Source organism: Bacillus sp. FSL K6-6540 (assembly GCF_038007545.1).
Window position 1 is genome coordinate 3367391 of the sequence record NZ_JBBOXH010000001.1, and the last position, 17120, is coordinate 3384510.

General features: G+C 47.2%; 16 protein-coding genes. 10 read left to right on the forward strand and 6 right to left on the reverse strand.

What is annotated here, in order from left to right; translation table 11 throughout:
• Nucleotides 1-115 precede the first annotated feature (115 nt).
• Nucleotides 116-910 carry an SDR family NAD(P)-dependent oxidoreductase gene (locus MHH82_RS14940; protein ID WP_251495485.1) on the forward strand — a complete coding sequence of 265 codons (795 nt, stop codon included), beginning with the start codon at nucleotides 116-118 and terminating at the stop codon, nucleotides 908-910.
• A gap of 99 nt (nucleotides 911-1009) precedes the next feature.
• Here MHH82_RS14940 and tatC read toward each other — a convergent pair whose 3' ends face one another.
• Genes tatC through MHH82_RS14955 form a run of 3 tightly spaced genes read right to left on the reverse strand, consistent with a single transcriptional unit; the run spans nucleotide 1010 to nucleotide 2627 of the window.
• Entirely contained in the window at nucleotides 1010-1747 is a 738-nt protein-coding gene (tatC, locus tag MHH82_RS14945) for a twin-arginine translocase subunit TatC (protein WP_009590273.1), read from the reverse strand.
• The gene (tatA, locus tag MHH82_RS14950; RefSeq protein WP_015735144.1) at nucleotides 1744-1929 is read right to left on the reverse strand and encodes a twin-arginine translocase TatA/TatE family subunit; all 186 of its coding nucleotides are present in this window, start codon (nucleotides 1927-1929) and stop codon (nucleotides 1744-1746) included. Before tatA ends, tatC begins: the two co-directional genes overlap by 4 nt.
• Nucleotides 1930-1946: 17 nt before the next feature.
• Nucleotides 1947-2627, reverse strand: a complete 681-nt coding sequence (locus tag MHH82_RS14955; RefSeq protein WP_015735145.1) for a hypothetical protein — start codon at nucleotides 2625-2627, stop codon at nucleotides 1947-1949.
• A gap of 123 nt (nucleotides 2628-2750) precedes the next feature.
• On the opposite strand from MHH82_RS14955, the gene MHH82_RS14960 reads away from it, so the two are divergent.
• The 9 genes from MHH82_RS14960 (at nucleotide 2751) to MHH82_RS15000 (ending at nucleotide 13868) form a co-directional block, all read left to right on the forward strand.
• A complete protein-coding gene (locus tag MHH82_RS14960) occupies nucleotides 2751-3512 on the forward strand; it encodes a gluconate 2-dehydrogenase subunit 3 family protein (RefSeq protein WP_009590268.1) in 762 nt (253 codons plus the stop codon).
• A gap of 30 nt (nucleotides 3513-3542) precedes the next feature.
• Nucleotides 3543-5255, forward strand: coding sequence for a GMC family oxidoreductase (locus MHH82_RS14965; protein WP_340966488.1), 1713 nt, complete (start codon nucleotides 3543-3545; stop codon nucleotides 5253-5255).
• A gap of 32 nt (nucleotides 5256-5287) precedes the next feature.
• On the forward strand, nucleotides 5288-5668 hold the full coding sequence (locus MHH82_RS14970; protein ID WP_009590251.1) for a c-type cytochrome: 381 nt from the start codon (nucleotides 5288-5290) through the stop codon (nucleotides 5666-5668).
• 124 nt (nucleotides 5669-5792) lie between these two features.
• The gene (locus MHH82_RS14975; RefSeq protein ID WP_340966489.1) at nucleotides 5793-6506 is read left to right on the forward strand and encodes an alpha/beta hydrolase; all 714 of its coding nucleotides are present in this window, start codon (nucleotides 5793-5795) and stop codon (nucleotides 6504-6506) included.
• 107 nt (nucleotides 6507-6613) lie between these two features.
• Complete coding sequence (locus MHH82_RS14980; protein ID WP_340966490.1) at nucleotides 6614-7966, forward strand: amino acid permease; 1353 nt, start codon at nucleotides 6614-6616, stop codon at nucleotides 7964-7966.
• A gap of 7 nt (nucleotides 7967-7973) precedes the next feature.
• Complete coding sequence (locus MHH82_RS14985) at nucleotides 7974-8156, forward strand: hypothetical protein (RefSeq protein WP_015735150.1); 183 nt, start codon at nucleotides 7974-7976, stop codon at nucleotides 8154-8156.
• A gap of 119 nt (nucleotides 8157-8275) precedes the next feature.
• Entirely contained in the window at nucleotides 8276-9358 is a 1083-nt protein-coding gene (locus MHH82_RS14990; protein ID WP_340969974.1) for a peptidyl-prolyl cis-trans isomerase, read from the forward strand.
• A 47-nt stretch (nucleotides 9359-9405) separates the two neighbouring features.
• On the forward strand, nucleotides 9406-12621 hold the full coding sequence (locus MHH82_RS14995) for a discoidin domain-containing protein (RefSeq protein WP_340966492.1): 3216 nt from the start codon (nucleotides 9406-9408) through the stop codon (nucleotides 12619-12621).
• A 251-nt stretch (nucleotides 12622-12872) separates the two neighbouring features.
• The gene (locus MHH82_RS15000; RefSeq protein WP_340966493.1) at nucleotides 12873-13868 is read left to right on the forward strand and encodes an alpha/beta hydrolase; all 996 of its coding nucleotides are present in this window, start codon (nucleotides 12873-12875) and stop codon (nucleotides 13866-13868) included.
• Nucleotides 13869-13953: 85 nt separating this feature from the next.
• On the opposite strand, the gene MHH82_RS15005 is transcribed toward MHH82_RS15000, so the two are convergent.
• The 3 genes from MHH82_RS15005 to MHH82_RS15015 all read right to left on the reverse strand — a co-directional run bounded on the left by MHH82_RS15005 (nucleotide 13954) and on the right by MHH82_RS15015 (nucleotide 17044).
• The gene (locus MHH82_RS15005; RefSeq protein WP_340966495.1) at nucleotides 13954-15009 is read right to left on the reverse strand and encodes a hypothetical protein; all 1056 of its coding nucleotides are present in this window, start codon (nucleotides 15007-15009) and stop codon (nucleotides 13954-13956) included.
• Nucleotides 14999-15574: a sigma-70 family RNA polymerase sigma factor gene (locus MHH82_RS15010; protein WP_015735155.1), complete on the reverse strand. Its 576-nt coding sequence runs from the start codon at nucleotides 15572-15574 to the stop codon at nucleotides 14999-15001. Before MHH82_RS15010 ends, MHH82_RS15005 begins: the two co-directional genes overlap by 11 nt.
• 325 nt (nucleotides 15575-15899) lie before the next feature.
• Nucleotides 15900-17044, reverse strand: a protein-coding gene (locus MHH82_RS15015; RefSeq protein WP_340966497.1) for an IS3 family transposase whose coding sequence is annotated in 2 segments (ribosomal slippage) — nucleotides 15900-16750 and nucleotides 16750-17044 — 1146 coding nt in all. Because the reading frame shifts where the segments join, the coding sequence is not laid out codon by codon here.
• Nucleotides 17045-17120 lie beyond the last annotated feature (76 nt).

Below are 17120 nucleotides of genomic sequence, written 5' to 3' on the forward strand. Positions count from 1 at the left end.
AGATTCCAAGTGTGGCGCAAGAAGCAAGAACTTTGGCGCCATAGGCTAGTTACCCGTCTATCCATACAAGGTAATATAATCATGATCCAAATTACAAAGGAGAAATGTTTATATTATGGATATGGAATTAAACAATAAAACAGCGTTGGTTACAGGCTCTACAAAAGGAATAGGCAAGGCGATTGCCATTGAACTTGCCAGAGAGGGAGTCCATGTTCTCATTAACGGACGAAATGATGAAGAGGTTGAACGAACCGTACATGAAATAAAATCGAAATTTCCGAATACCTCTCCGCAAAAGGCAACCGCCGATTTGGTGGATATCGGTCAACGAGAGGCTCTATTCGAAAAATACCCTCATGTTGATATTCTGGTTAACAATATGGGGATATACGAAATTATGTCGTACGAGGACGTTGACGATGAAGTATGGGAGACATACTTCCGCACCAACGTGCTTGCTGCAAACGGATTAACCAAATTTTATTTGCCTGGCATGCTGAAGAATGATTTTGGCCGCATTATCTTTATGGCGAGTGAAGAAGCCGTGATGCCTTCCGGACAAATGCCGCAGTACTGCATGACAAAATCCATGCTGTTATCCTTGGCCAAAAGCTTGTCCAAATTAACGAGAGGAACTGAAGTTACCGTCAATACGATCATGCCGGGACCGACTCTCTCCGAGAACGTGCAGCATATTATCGAGGGTATATACGCGAATGAAGATATGACCTTTTCGGAAAAAGAGAAGGCATTCATGGCTGCAAACCTGCCACAATCTGAAATTCAACGATTCATTAGGCCTATTGAGATTGGCAGATTGGCAACATTTTTATGCAGTCCTTATGCTTCCGCGTTTAGAGGCTCTCCCATTCGTATGGATGGGGGAATGGTTCCGACCATTTTCTAACGTTCACGAAATAACAATGTTGGCTTCAAACAACAAAAGCTTGGGATCCCAATATGAGATCTCCAAGCTTTTTGCTGTTTTGCAGTAATGAAGGGTTGTTCACTCGCTTATCAGCTCCAGCTTGTTCAGCCTTTTGTGGTACACCATGCGAGACAGTCCGATGCTGATCTCATATAAGAGGAACAGCGGCACGATGACGAGAATATCCGACACAAAATCCGGCGGCGTTATGGTGACAGCTGCAATCGTCAGCAGCAAATAGGCAATTTTCCGCATTTTCGATAAGCGCAGCGGATTCAGAATGCCGATCGACGTTAAGAACATGATGACAACCGGCATTTCGAACAGAACGCCGAACGGTACGGTCATATTGATCATGAAGCGGAAGTATTTTTCGGCGGTATAGGCCGTAATGAAATGATTCGAAAGCGAATCCAGGAAGGACAGGACCATAGGGTATACGATAAAGTAGCCAAAGGCCAGACCTGCGAGGAAGAGCCCCCCGATTGCGGGGATGTACGCCAAGGAAGCCCGGCGTTCCACGGTGCTCAGACCGGGAACGACAAATCGCCATACTTGAAAACCGGCTACCGGCATCGTCACCGCAAGGGCGATCACGCCGGCAATCATGAAGTATACCCATATCACATCCGTCGGTCCCAGCACTTGGAGCTGCCCTTCAACGTCGCGAGTCAGCATTTCGTACAGCGGTTCCACATATAGAAAAGCGGCACAAAGGGCCACCAAGAAGGTGCCCAATGTGATGAGGATCCGCTTGCGGAGCTCCGTTAAGTGCTCTAATAGATGCAGCTCCTGCTCCTGTCCCTGCTCGGTCATTTCAATTTATCCCCGTCTTGGATATCTTCAGCTGAAACCAGTTCCCGTGTGGAGTTCTTGAATTCGCTGAGCGTTCGGCCGAAGGCCCGTCCTAGTTCAGGCAGCTTCGAAGGGCCGAAAATAATCAAGGCGATCAACAAGATGAGAATCAATCCTGTCACGCCGATGTTTCCTAGTGGCATATGATCAACTCCTTTAGCTATTTTTTATCCGAAGCCATCCGAAGCAGCTCCGAAATATCCCTGGCTATCGACTCGTCGCGCGGTGAATCATGCAGCTTCGTGGCAATGCGGTCTATCAGCGCAGGGGCTTGCGGATTGGTCACCGTTAGAATTTGCACTTCTTCATTAAACATCTTCTTCACTTGCTCTTTGGCTTGCGACATATTATCGTTGCCCGCGGCCTTGACTCCCATTACACCTTCGTTCGGCTCACCTTTGCCCGACATTCCTTCCGTCTGACTTAACACCTTCTTCTGCATGCTGTCATAGTGGTTGGAAGAAACCTGTGATTCTGCGCGTGCCAGGACAATCGTGTCATTCAGGACAAAAGCCTTCACTCCGTCAATGCCTTGACCTGCGAGTCTTGACTGTACATGGGAAGAGACGCCGCCTTCATGCAGGCTGGATGAACCGATCATGCTGTACACGGACATGCCCATACCGCTTGTGGTTTTGCCTTGGACGTTGGTTGTTTCGGTTTTCGGCCCATGATAGCTCGGAATCACATCGGCACTGTGCAGGTGAACGGTGTCGGCATTACCTGGCTGGGTGGACTGCGCGTTTTGTTGATTGTCTGTTTGATTCAAGCAGGCTGTTAATGAAAGAAGCAGTACGGATCCCAAGAGGGGACCTTTCCACCTGCTCCAAAATGGTTTCATGAGCATTCGCCTCCATATCGGTAGTAATTTTATCATGCCCGGATGGAGAATAATGTATGAATGAAATTTTGATGGGGACAATACCCATTATTCAAAATGATGAAGAGTAGGGGTGCTGAAAGTTTGAGCGAACAAGACCAACAACAAACCAAACCAGCGAAGCCTGACGGCTCGCAGACGATGTCACGGCGGAAGTTCCTGAGAAACTCCGGTTATGCCGTGGGAGGTGTCGTGCTGGGCGGTGTACTCGGATATCTTCTGCCGAAGCAGAAAACTCCGCCTGCAGCACCGGCGCCTGCGCAGAATGAAAACAACTACAACCAAGCGTTAATGTTCTTTAACCAGGAACAATACAGGATCACGGAGGCAGCCGTAGAGCGCATTTTTCCTGCGGATGACAATGGTCCTGGAGCCAAAGAGCTGGGCGCTGCATTTTTCATCGACCACCAGCTGGCCGGTGATTGGGGCTTCAATGCAAGAGATTATATGCAGCCCCCTTTCTATGTTGGAGAGAAAACGCAAGGCTATCAAGGCCGATTAAGACGGCGAGAGATATTCTATATCGGTCTCCGCGAGATTCAGAACTACAGTCAGAAAAAGTATCAAAAAGACTTCCCGAGCCTGGCGCCGGAGGAACAGGATGCCGTGTTAACTGCCTTTCAGAACGACGAGGTGAAATTGACAACGATCTCGGCCAGCGGGTTCTTCAACCTGCTTCGCAGCAGCACATTGGAAGGGGTTTACAGCGATCCCCTATACGGCGGCAATAAAAATATGCAGGGCTGGACGATGCGCCAATATCCGGGTAACCAAATGGCTTACACGAATATTATTGAGAAGAATTTCACCGTCATCCCGCCGAAGAGTTTAAAGGACCACCTATAACAGCTCATCCATAGCGAAAGGAGTACACAAATGGCCAAAAAATTACCGAAAACGGATGTTGTCATTATCGGCGTCGGCTGGGCTGGCGGGATTATCGCCTCGGAATTGACCAAGAAGGGTTTATCCGTCGTCGGTTTGGAAAGAGGTAAAGAAAGGGTAACGGAAGACTACTACATGGCTCACGATGAGCTCCGTTACGCGCTTCGGTACGATTTAATGCAGGACCTTTCCAAAGAAACGATTACATTTCGCAGCACCGAAAAAATACGTGCACTTCCGATGAGGCAGTACGGATCGTTTCTGTTAGGGGAGGGGCTGGGAGGAGCCGGCGTGCACTGGAACGGGCAAACGTTCCGTTTCCTGCCCTACGATTTTAAAATCCGGAGCATGACGGAAGAACGTTATGGGAAAGATAAAATACCGCCGGAAATGACGATCCAGGACTGGGGCATCACCTACGATCAACTCGAGCCGTATTTTGATAAGTTCGAGAAGACCACCGGCATCTCCGGCGAGGAAAACCCCTTGGCAGGGAAACGTTCGAATCCGTACCCTACACCGCCCATGCTCCACACGCCATCCATGAAGATGTTTGCGGATGCTGCGAAAAACCTGAAACTCAATCCGTATACGGTTCCTTCTGCCAATCTGTCGGAAAGCTACACGAATCCGGATGGCATATCACGAGCCGCATGCCAGTATTGCGGATACTGCGAGCGGTTTGGCTGCGAATACGGAGCGAAAGCGGATCCTGTCGTTACCGTAATTCCTGTTGCGAAAAAAACCGGAAAGTTCGAAATCCGAACCCATTCTTATGTTCGAAGAATTCTGCATACGGGCGGTAAGGCAACGGGCGTCATGTACACGGACCTCACGACCGGAGAGGAAATCGAACAACCGGCGGATATCGTAGTATCCACGGGATACGTATTTAACAATACCCGTTTGATGCTCCTCTCTAAAATCGGCAAACCATACGACTCGTCCAGCGGGACGGGCGTGATTGGCAAAAACTATGCCTATCAGGTGATCAAGGGGAATGCCGCCGGATTTTTTGAGGATAAATTCAATCTGTTTGCCGGTGCGGGAAGCCTAGGTATGGGTCTGGACGATTTTAACGGCGACAATTTTGATCACTCGGACTTGAAGTTCATTCATGGGGGGAACATTGCCCATACCATAACCGGACAAAGACCCATTCAAAACAATCCGGTTCCGGAGGAATCACCGCGTTGGGGAAAAGAGTTTAAGGCGAATTCCTTGAAGTATGCAAACAGCGTGCTGTCCGTAGGATCTCAGGGCTCATCAATGCCTTTCCGGCATCACTATCTGGATTTGGATCCCACCTATAAGGACGCATTCGGAGACCCGTTGATTCGAATCACGTTTGATTTCGAAGAGCAGGACCGCCAGTTGGCCAGGTATCTTTCCGATCGCTGCGCGGAGATCGTGCAGGAGATGGGAGGCCAGAACATTATGAAATTGAAGGAACTGGGACCTTACGAAATTACGACATATCAATCGACTCATAACACCGGCGGGGTGATTATGGGAGAGAACCCTGGCAATTCGGCCGTCAACAACTACATGCAAATGTGGGATATGGAAAATTTGTTTGTGGTAGGCGCATCCGCTTTCCCGCATAATAGCGGCTATAATCCGACCGGGACGGTCGGAGCTCTTGCTTATCGCACAGCGGAGGGAATTGTGGAATACAGCAAAAAAGGCGGGCTGTTAGTATAGCTTGCAGTATACAAAAGGAGGCAGTTTCAGAAATGTTCAAAAAAGGGTTACTGTTTGTACTGCTATTGACAACATTTGCTTTTGCAGCGGTAGCATGCGGCGGCAATAATACATCCGAGCCTGCTCCAGCTCCTGCAGAAAACGGCGGACAAGCTCCGGAAGGAGCAACCGGCGGGGATGCCACCAACGATGAAGCCATGTCCCTGTACAATGCCAACTGCATGGCTTGCCATGCTACCGACTTAGGCGGAGGCGGAAGCTTTCCCAGCCTGCAAAACGTAGGATCCAAATACGATGCCAGCCAAATTGCGGGCATAATCACGAATGGGCGCAATGGAATGCCGGCATTCCAAGGCAAGCTGACGGAAGACGAAATTAATGTACTATCCCAATGGTTGGCTGCCAAAAAATAAGACGAACCGATTGAAAGAAAGCAGGACCCTCATGATACAATGCAGATACGGATGCATTGTATCATGAGGGTTTATTATATTGTACAAGGAATTTTGAAACGATCTAGGAGGGGCTTTTAGAAACATGACAGAAGCATTTGTATCCCCCCATAGTACCTGTTCCCTGGATTGCAGTACGGTCGTTTGTTTTTTTGCCGGTGTTCTGACCTATCGGAATAACTTTGAAGACGCAGCCAGCGAGATAGCCCGAAGATACCCAAATGCCAAAATTGTAATGATCTTTCCTTACGGGATGGCCAACGGCAGGGAGGGGGCCGCTTTATTCCGTCTGTTGGCCCGGCAGCTTACTCAAGTCGGCTATGATCTGGCGCTTGAGCGCTCCCTTAGAATAATCAACGCTGCGGAGATCCTCCGCGACCATGCCGCAGGCTGCGACCGCCTGATCCTGATCGGGCACAGTGCTGGAGGCGTAGTTGCCTACCGGACAGGATTATATATGAAAGAGAAGTTTGGATTGCAGGAAGTTCAGGTGTTTGCCGTGGGGTGTCCCAAATTCTATTTGAAGGATATCCCCTACAATAACCGGTTTACATATATCACGGGCCAGAATCCGGACAGGATCACCCAGATCGGCAGCTGGCGCAAACCCGGTTCGAGCGTGTATCGGGGAAGGCCGGGGCGCGAGATTCAATTGGATTTTAATCCGGATCATCAAGGATGGCGGTTTCATGCATCCTATTTCCTGAAATCGGCCTGGACCGATTCGAACCAAACGTTCCGCACCAATTCGGAAGACCTGGTCTCCAAAATCCATGAATTGGATTCAGAGAATGAATAGTTTCCGTAATAAATATTATGTAAACTAATAATTTCTTTTTGCTTCCTTTACCGAAAAGGTTATACTAATCATTGGGTTTATACGATCGTCATCAGGAGGATATGCATATGGCAATACAAGATGGAGATTCACTACAGAAGAAATTGAGGCCAAGGCATATCAGCTTTATGGCTATGGGCGGCGTCATCGGCACCGGCATATTTAAGGGAAGCGCCGAGACAATCGGTCTCGCCGGACCTGGCGTGATTTTCTCTTATATCTTTGCGGGACTGCTGCTGTTGGTCGTGATGGGTGCCATGACGGAGATGGCTACGGTATATCCGGGTCGAAACATGAAGGACTTTGTTCGGCAAGCGTTCGGAGAGCGGGTATCCTTTGTCATGGGCTGGATGTATTGTTTTATGTGGCTGTCGGTTTGCGTGATCGAAGTGATTGCGGCAGGCAGCTTTCTGCAGTACTGGTTTCCCGACGTACCTCTGTGGATGCTGAGCCTGGCAAGCGCAGCGCTCATTATTCTCATCAATATGATGAGCGTCGGAAGCTTTGGCGAAGTGGAGTTCTGGCTAGCTGGCATCAAAATCGCCATGATTATTATCTTTATCGTGCTCGGGAGCTTACTAATGTTCGGAGTGATTCCGAGCTCCGATCCCCCGTACCTTCACAATTTCACAGCGCACGGCGGGTTCCTGCCAAACGGATGGTTCGCCATCTTTTCCGCATTACTGGTCGTTACCTTTTCGTACGGCGGCTCCGAGCTGATCGGACTCACATTGACCGAAACCGAGCATGCGGACAAAATCCTGCCGAAAGTCGTGCGCAATTTTATTTTACGGGTGATTTTGTTCTTCACGCTGCCGATTCTGATTATATGCGGATTGATTCCGTGGAACCAGCTCGGCGGAGAGGCGAGTCCTTTTGTTCAAGTGCTGTCGGCTACCGGGCTTCAGGGTACGGCCCACATCATGAATTTTATTCTCGTGACGGCCGTGCTGTCGGCAGCCAATTCCGGCATCTATGGCGCGACGCGCATGATTTATTCCATGGCAGCCGCCGGAGAGGCGCCCAAGAGTCTGGCTAAAACCACGAACAAAGGCATACCGCTTAATACGCTGAAACTCTGCGCGATCATACTATTAGCAGGTTCCTTGCTTGGACTGATCGCGCAAGACCAGCTGTTCCGGGTTTTGATGGCGGTCCCAGGATTCGTCGTTGTGCTGGTATGGATCTGCATTTGTTTCTCGCAGCTGAAACTGCGCAAAGCTTATCCGAAGCAGCCCAGCTTTAAGGTATGGGGGTTCCCCTACATAACCGGGGTAACTGCCCTCTGCCTGTCAGTGATCGCGGTCCTGTTTCTTATTGACGGTCAGAACCGGGTCAGCATCAGCGTATGTCTGGCCGTTCTGCTGCTATTGGTTGTCTGGTCTATCATGAAATTCAAAAAAGAGAGCAGAGTCGGATAACTGAAGGATGACGGGCTTCAACTTCACGGCAATTGAACAAGAACAAGCCGGACATGGTGTCATGATCCGGTTGCGAGCCGCATGGCTGCAAACAAGAAAACCGAATGAAGAAAGAGAAGGCGGCAGAGGAAAGAATCCTCTGCCGCTTTTTTATGCGCGGGAACAAGTAAAGAAAGTGAAAGGAATGTAAAAAAGGAGAAATTGATAGCGCTTACTTATGGAAATTATAATGAATTATACATAATTTGGAGATGCCTTGGTAGAATCGTCTTCATTAAAAATCTAATGACGAGGGTGCTGATGGGTTTGATGGTACATAAATTTTGCAGTCTGAAATGGCTGTTCATAGCCGGATTCTTCATCTTGATCGTGGTGACGATCCTTTTAATCGCAAAGCCTGCATTTACACAAACACATCATGAAGACGCTTATATCGCGACAGTTGACGGAGTAGAGATTCATGTAAGCGAATTTCAAAGAGCCATCGATGCCAATCGAGCCGGTATCATCAAGTATTTCCATGAAAAATATGATGCTGCACCGTCGGCCGCATTTTGGACTACGCCATACGGAGGTAACGAGATTCCGCTTGAGTTGATCAAAAAGAAGGCGCTCGAAGATAGCATCAATCAGAAAATTCGACAGATCCTTGCCAAAGAGCAGGAAGTGCTCCCCGATATCAGTTACGCCGGTTTTATTCAAAATTTCAACCTTGAAAACCAGAGAAGGCAACAAGCCATCAAGAATCATCAGGTAATTTTCGGTCCTGCTCAATATACGGAGGAAGCCTATTATGAATACATGATGGCGAATACGGCCTTATCGGTCAAGAACCATCTGATGGAACATGACTGGAAGCCGAGTGAACAACAGCTGATCACGTTTTACGACGCGAATAAGAGAAGGTTGTACCATGCACCCGCAACGGTGAAGGTACGCCAATTATCGTTATCTTTTCTGGATGCCAATCGGAATGTCGATACACTTCTCAAAACGCAGGTGAAACGGAAGATTGAGAAGGCTAGGGAGAAAATCTCATCCGGTATTTCTTTTGAGCAAGCCGTAAAGGACATTAAACAAGATGACCGGGTTACGGAGGAGGTCTATAACTTGGATAGTTACAGGCACAATGTCAGAAGTCCGGTAGCCCAAGCTTCGGCTGACCTTCTTCCAGGGGAGGTAAGCGAAACTATTGAAGAGAACGGTCGCTTCTATCTCATGCAGTGCATGGAGAAAGATCAGTTAGGTTCCAAGTATCTGGCATTTGACGGTATAAGAGAACAAGTGTTAAAGGACTATATCGATAACCAATATGAGCAGTACGTACGTGAACGGTTAACCGATGCGAAGGTTGTATTGAATGAGGAGTTGTACAGAAATTTCCTGATGTAATCGCCGATTTGGCATTACATATATAACAATGAAAGGAATGAAGAGGATTGAGCCAATCGTTTTTCAAAAAGCTTATCTGTATGGTTTCGATTTTTTCTTTCGTTTGCAATTGGATTACCGTTTCACCGTCGACCGCTTTAGCTGCGGGAACCACTTATTATGTGGACAGCACAGGGGGAGATGATGGGAATAACGGCACAAGTCAAGACTCTGCATGGAGATCGTTGGATAAAGTGAACGCGACTACCTTTGCCCCAGGCGACAAAATCTTGTTCAAAGCCGGGGAGAGTTGGAACGGCAGACTGTGGCCTAAAGGTTCAGGTTCAAGCGGAAATCCGATCATTATCGATATGTACGGTTCCGGAAGCAAACCATTAATCGCAGGAATTACGTCCGAACTGGAAGCCGTATTTTTGAAAAACCAGGAGTACTGGGAAATCAACAACCTGGAGGTAACAAACAGCTCGCCGCTGCCTTTTGATCGAGATTGGGAAAATCCGCGGGGTCAAAGGCGCGGTGTTTATATCTTGAATGAGGAAGCTGGTTTATTGAATCACATCTATATCCAAAACATGAACATCCATGATGTCGATGGATCGTATACCACACGCTCCGGGGGGATTATTTTCGATTCGGTTGGGTCGATGACACCCAGCGCTTTTAACGATGTTCTCATTGACGGAAATATACTGACGGATGTGGATGCCTATGGTATCTACGTTGGCTCCAATTGTATCTTGCGCTACGGAATGGGCGATTTATGGCCTTGGGTGCCTAAACCATACGGGCCCTGGACGCCGTCTACCCAAGTGAAAATATCCAATAATACGGTCATCAGAGCAGCAACAGGCGGCATCGCGTGGAATGTCACCGATGGAGCGGTAGTCGAGCGCAACACCGTCCAACAAGCTACGTATTTGGCAACCAACGCTTCCATTTGGTGGGCGTATGCGGACAATAATCTCGTTCAATTCAACGAATCGTTTGCCAGTGTGAACGGCGCGGAAGACGGGCATGGCTTCGACGTGGATGCAGGAAACATCAATTCGTTGGTTCAGTACAATTACAGTCATGATAACGCTGGCGGCTTTATGCTGTTCGTAAACGACACGTACTACACCATCAATACCATCGTTAGATACAACATTAGCCAAAACGACAGAAAAAGCATATTCCGATACAGCGGTTCCATTGATAACGTCTATAACTACAATAATACGATATACGTAGGAGAATCATCCGGCAACCCGGTCATGAGCGATTACTTCACTAAGGCTTCGGGTGCTCCGCGCAACATTTATAACTATAATAATGTGTACTACAGCGTCGGCGATAAGGGATGGGACTTGACGGGCCAAACGTTTGACTACAACGCATATTACGGAGGAAACACACTGGTGCAGGCCGATGCCCATAAGATAACGGACGATCCAAGATTCGTTGATCCCGGTAGCGGCGGGAATGGCATGGATACAGTACATGGGTACCAATTGCAAGCGAATTCGCCACTCATTGGAGCAGGCATTCGTGTAAGCGATAACGGAGGGCGGGATTATTTCGGTAACCCGATATATCATGGCGCTCCCGATATCGGTGCCCACGAATACGAGGGCAGTGTGCCACCAGCCGGGAACATGCCTGATCCGATCGTCATCATTCCGAAACGGCCAGCCAGCACACCTGTTGACAATCTGGCTACGCAGGCAACTGCTAGTACGACATTTGAATCGTCCTCTTCAGGTCCGATCGAACATATCATCGATAATGAATACGACACGGCATGGGAAACCGGCATAACGCCTACATTTCCGAACGATATCACGCTCGATTTCGGCGAGCATACGCTGATCGCCAACCAATTGAAGTTAAATACTAGATACGGGCAAGAATGGGGAATCACGAACTTTGATCTTGAATACAGCAATGGTTCGGGGTGGATTCCCCTGCGCACAAATATAAATCTGACTTGGGATCGGAACACGGGGGCAAACGAGGTCAAATCCGTGGAATTTCCACTTACTCGATTCTCTAAAATCAGATTGAAGGTCCATGACGGTGCTAACCAACCGGGGCGAATCGCACTGAACGAGCTTGAATTGTATAACAATCCCGAACTGTCCAAAGATATGGTCACCACAACCTTTGCTACGGGGGCAGGCACCATTACCAGCATCATCGACAACAATTTGAACTCTGCATGGGGAAGTACCGGTGATATTACCTTCCCAGGTTATATTACCCTTGACTACGGCAATCATAGCGTACCGGTCAACAAGGTTACGTTAGTTACGTTTTTTGGAATCGGCCAAGGCATCACTAATTTTGACGTGGAGTATTTCGACGGTAGCCGATGGATAACGGCTTTATCTGACGCATCGATCGAATGGGAGTTTAATGACAGCACCAAAGAGCGCCAGAGCGTTTCTTTTCCAACGGTAAACGCCAATAAACTTCGATTAAAGGTGAATGACGGGAATCGGATATGGGGAAACATTGCATTAAATGAACTCATTGTTGAGCATACCTCTAATATCGTCCCCGTTACCGGAATTACGTTGGACAAACCGGAGCTCGTGTTTAATTCCTCTTCCGGCCGGAGCGTAGGACTCCAAGCAACGGTTTTGCCGGATCATGCAACCAATAAGAATGTGACATGGAGCACGAATCAAGACCAGGTGGCAACGGTAGACGATCATGGCATCGTGACTGCAGAAGGGGAAGGAAGGGCTGTCATCACGGCCACGACGGACGACGGTGATTTTCAAGCCTCCAGCCATATTACGGTGGATTGGACGGCTCCGGAGATTACGATAAACCAAGTCGCATCCTCCGAATTCAACACGGGTGTGTTTCAACCCGAATTTGAAATGGCAGACACGCTGTCAGGTATCGACCAAGCAAAAACCGAAGTCATGTTGGATGGGAAGGTCATAACGGATCTAATGGATATTCCTTTATACAAATTTGAGCTGGGTACACATACATTTACGATAAAGGCTGTGGACTTAGCAGGGAATACATCTACACAATCCGTAGACTTTCAAGTGAAAACAAGTTATGCCTCTCTTGAGGAACTGGTTCAACGTTTTGCAGACGAGGGAACAATCAACAACAAAGGGATTGCTAACAGTTTGCTGAAAAAATTGCAAAAACAAAACCTGAGCAGTTTCATTTCAGAAGTCCATGCACAAAAAGGGAAGTTTATCTCCACCGAGATTGCGGAGTATTTAATACGTGATGCAGCAACGCTCCATAATCCATAACAGATTATTTATTCGCCGTTATCCATGCCATTATATTGCTGGCGGACTCATTAGATTCATAGCCTAAAACTCCATTATTCTCATAGCTACGGCTCATGCGCAAACTTCCTTGCATGTGAGACCGTAGTTTTTTTGCCAGTTCATACTCCGTTCATATTGTCGTTACGAAGAGTACATCTTCATTGGTTAAGATTTCATTAGCGGCACATGGAGGAAGCCTAACCAACCGATCAGGACAGGAGAAGATGAGCGTGACACAAACAGAGAAAATGAATACGAGGAACGGAACGAAATCAATGAAAGCACGAAGTATATTGCTTAAAATCATTGGAGCAATCGTTATTGCCATCATTCTTTTTCTGGGCATTGTTTATATCAGCAATGTGATCAGCAGCCATTCCGAAGCGAAGCGAATAGAGCCCTACGGCCAACAGGTATCTGTCGATGGCAAAAATATGAATGTATATATTCAAGGAGAAGGCGAAGAAACGATTGTACTCCTTCCAGGTGCCGGAACAGCAGCACCCGCTCTTGATTTTAAGCTGCTGATCGATGAATTATCTCCATTTTATAGAGTTGTTGCCGTTGAGCCTTTTGGTTATGGCTTAAGTGATGGAACCGATAAAGAACGAACCACGGAGAACATCGTAAGTGAAGTCCATGAAGCGCTGCAGCAGCTTAATATTACCCGTTATACGCTCATGGGCCATTCCATTGCAGGTATTTACGGAATTGATTATGTGAGCAAATATCCAAACGAGGTGACCGCATTTGTCGGCATCGATAGCAGTGTTCCGACACAACCAGGCATGGACGTTAAATTCCCAATAAAAAAGTTTGCCTTTCTTAAAAAATCAGGTCTTATGCAATTGATGATGAAGCTCGGTTCCGATCCCTATGCTGCTCTAGCATTTGATGAACATACCAAAGAACAAATGAGATTGATTACGAATAAAAACTCGTTAACTGCCACGATTTTTAACGAAATGGAGCATATTCCTTCTAATTTTAAAGGGGCTCAGGATTTAACCTTCCCTAAAGATCTTCCGCTTCTTCTCTTTGTACAAGCGGATAATCCAGACTTTCCAACCTGGATTCCATTGCATGAAGAGCAGGTAAAGGATTCTGACTACGGAAAAGTAATACCCCTTGAAGGAGAGCATTATTTGCATCATACCAAGTACAAAGACATTGCAGAAACCTTTAGCGAATTTATCGAAGAAGTAAAGGGGGGGCCCACCCTTTAACGAAAATGTATGTATAGAATGTATTCAAATGAAAAAGCCGGGTTATCCTTCATGAAGGAATCCGGCTTTTTGTTGGATCAATGAGTTATTTCTTTGAAGGCGTTACCGTTTTGTATTCGATAACTTGCAATACTTTCGATTCAATAGCTTTTAACATTTGATCATTTGAAAGGTTGTTGGCAGGAAGTTCGCCATTCGCTTCACTTTGGATTTGCAAGTCAACCTGTGATTGTGCAATGACATCCACAACCTGCTGCTTCGAGACATTTTTGGATGCTGCAATCTCCACTACGGATTTACCTTTAGCTAATTCTTGCTTTAGTTCAATCGGGCCCATGTTTAGTAAGGAAAAAAGTTTGTCGTCATTCAAGAAGGCATCTGCAAAATAATCAGGCTTGCCATCCGTAGTGAAGAAACCTTCTACTTTATCGTCTGAGGACGACGTTTCACCTCCAATCAGCGAAAGACTGATGGAATGGTCTTGAACCAGGACCTGGTAGAAGGGGGCTGTTGATCCCTTTTGGATGTAATTCAGCATCAACGTTTTCTGATCCGGGTTCTCCATTGGCTCCATAGCAAACTCGTACGCTTCGATGCTGCCGTATAATGCAATGATCAGATGATCGACCTTCGACTTGATTTCCTGTTCGGTTAAAGCCGTCAGCGGCTTCTCCTTAGGCTCCCAATTCTCTTGAATCACGTGTTCGATCTCACCCGTCATACTGTTGGTATGAAGGGTAATCTTTTTGCCGGTTCCTCCTTTTTCCTGAAGGATGATGCTGGTTTGGACACCTTGAACGGTGCTTGCACCGATGATCTCAAACTTTTTGGTTTCGGGAAATGCGCGGTACAGCTTCTCAAGAGTAGCTTTGCCAATCTCATCCGTCTTGACTTGTTCAGCCGTCATCGGCGTTCTGGTCAGCATATCAATCAGGGTAGGTGCAGCAAATGCTGCTGTTGGAATCAAAATCGCCGTTGCTACTATTCCAGCTATAAAACGTTTTTTCATGGTTTTTCCGCTCCTTTGTCTTTGCAAATATTGTGTATAGGATTGCTCGATTCGGTTGCTAATGGCTTGAGGGCAATCCATCGTTTCTGCTTCTTTGCGCAGATGCTCTCGGATTTTGCGTTCAATAGTCATTGATCTTTTCCATCCTTTCCGGGGGGAGATTCCATATGTTTTTTCGAAGCGCCTGGATGCCCGCATGATATCTGGACTTGACGGTACCCAGCGGAATATCGAGTAGGGTCGCAATCTCCTCCAGCGTATAGTCGTGAAAAAAGCGGAGGATAATGACCGTTCGCTGTTTATCCGTCAGTTTGTGGATGGCCTGCGATATCATTTGGTTCGTCCCGTCCATTAACACCGAAGGTTGATCCCAATGCGACTCTTCCCGGGCGAAGTCACGAATGCGCTCAAAAATTCGGAATCTCCGCCAGCGCTTGACTCGAAATCTTTGCACTTGACGGATGACGAGGCCATGCAGCCAGAAATGGAAAGGTCGGTTCGTATCGTAATTGGCCAGCGACGTCCACATTTGCATATAAATCTCATTCATGACATCTTCCCGGTCCTGCGCATGATCCACCAGAAAGGAAACGGTCCGGTAGACGTCCTGATAGGTGGCATCATACATCGCATGAAATGCCTGTTGATCACCGTCTTTCATTTGTTTGAGTAATTGGAACATATATTCACTTTGCATTCAGAGGGCCCTCCTGGGTAAGCAGCTTACACCCTATATTGTCTCTCTATCGAAAAAAGGTTCGGGTTCTTGATTATTTTTTCTTAAACGTACGCTACGTTACTTTGAGTTTCAAAGGCGATGTAAGGTGGAGGAATTAACATTGGTTGATAAAATGATGACTCGGCAGTCTCTATTATAGAAGCGCTGGATATGAATTTACTATGGAATACGTGGAAAAGTAGACGGTACTCGATTTGTGGGTCAACAAGGAATAACTTAAAAACCTCGTATCCTTCGGGACTGCCCCCCGTTTGTGAGACAGGGATCAAAACACCTTGCAAGTTCAAGCAGCCAGTTGCCGGAAATGCACCGGTGACTGGTTGTTTAGTTTTGTTTGAATGCGAATTGAGTTATAGTAAGTTATGTAGTCTCGAACGGTCTGCTCGACGATTGCCGTCGTCGTACAGGTTAAACCTTCGAGATAGAACGTTTCAGACTTTAGCGTGGAATGAAACGATTCGATGGGGGCATTATCAGCGGGCGTCCCCTTGCGGGACATGCTCATTGTAATGCCTTTTCCCTTTACAGCTTCTTGATAGGCCTGAGAGGTGTAGACGCTGCCTTGGTCGCTATGGAGCATGGCGCCCGATAGGGTGGGCAGTTGAGCCAACGTGTCCAGGACAAACTCAGTGTCTTGCTTGTCAGATATACTGTATGCCACAATCTCTCCGTTAAACAAGTCCAAGATGCTCGACAGGTATAACGTTTTTCCGCCAAACGGCAAATACGTAATGTCTGTTACGAGTTTTTGCATAGGGGCATCGGCCTCAAACTGACGCTTTAACAAGTGTTCTGCGATGTAAGCTGGCTGCCCTGTAGGTTTGCGTTTCTTCACTCTGACACGACATTGGAGCCCCTCTCGCTGCATAATACGCTGCACACGTTTGTGATTTATACTTTGCTCTGTTCGGAGGAGCGCGGTGATCTTCCGGTAACCATACCGAAATTTATGATGAATGCAAAGTTCTCGGATTTTCTCCACCGTTGGTTCTGGACCTTTTGCTTCCACAGTTGCTTTCCAGCGATAATAGGTTGCTCTTGCAATCCCAAGCCATGCACAAGCTTGCGTCACCGTGACTTCTTCTCGAATGGACTCGATCCAAGCAACGACGACCTCGGGTTTCACCTCCTTTCTAACTCCGTGTACTTTTTTAGCAGGTCCAATTGCTGCTTTAAAAATCGGTTTTCTGCCTGTAGTTTTTCTAACTCTGAAGAGTATTCTGGCCCCTTCCCGTAGCTATATTGCTTACCCACAGGCTGCTCCAGCCGATGTACGTCACCTTCTCGATACCACTTCATCCACACCTTTAGCTGTGTCTTATTCCGTATCCCGAGTTGCTCCATGACCTCTCTAACCGGAACTCCTTCTAATCTCATTTCAATAGCTTTCATCTTAAGTTCGAATGGGTAGCTAACTCTTGTTGCCAACGCAAAAACACCTCCAAGGTTATCTCCATATCTTACGACATGGTTTAGTTCTCTTGAAGGTGTTTTAATTTGTCTC

Coding starts and splice junctions, on each gene's coding strand:
- MHH82_RS14955 (WP_015735145.1), bottom strand. CDS start 2,627: ATGAAACCATTTTGGAGCAGGTGGAAAGGTCCCCTCTTGGGATCCGTA.
- MHH82_RS14985 (WP_015735150.1), top strand. CDS start 7,974: ATGACGGGCTTCAACTTCACGGCAATTGAACAAGAACAAGCCGGACAT.
- MHH82_RS15010 (WP_015735155.1), bottom strand. CDS start 15,574: ATGCAAAGTGAATATATGTTCCAATTACTCAAACAAATGAAAGACGGT.
- MHH82_RS14975 (WP_340966489.1), top strand. CDS start 5,793: ATGACAGAAGCATTTGTATCCCCCCATAGTACCTGTTCCCTGGATTGC.
- MHH82_RS14965 (WP_340966488.1), top strand. CDS start 3,543: ATGGCCAAAAAATTACCGAAAACGGATGTTGTCATTATCGGCGTCGGC.
- MHH82_RS14970 (WP_009590251.1), top strand. CDS start 5,288: ATGTTCAAAAAAGGGTTACTGTTTGTACTGCTATTGACAACATTTGCT.
- tatA (WP_015735144.1), bottom strand. CDS start 1,929: ATGCCACTAGGAAACATCGGCGTGACAGGATTGATTCTCATCTTGTTG.
- MHH82_RS14990 (WP_340969974.1), top strand. CDS start 8,276: ATGGTACATAAATTTTGCAGTCTGAAATGGCTGTTCATAGCCGGATTC.
- tatC (WP_009590273.1), bottom strand. CDS start 1,747: ATGACCGAGCAGGGACAGGAGCAGGAGCTGCATCTATTAGAGCACTTA.
- MHH82_RS14980 (WP_340966490.1), top strand. CDS start 6,614: ATGGCAATACAAGATGGAGATTCACTACAGAAGAAATTGAGGCCAAGG.
- MHH82_RS15005 (WP_340966495.1), bottom strand. CDS start 15,009: ATGACTATTGAACGCAAAATCCGAGAGCATCTGCGCAAAGAAGCAGAA.
- MHH82_RS14940 (WP_251495485.1), top strand. CDS start 116: ATGGATATGGAATTAAACAATAAAACAGCGTTGGTTACAGGCTCTACA.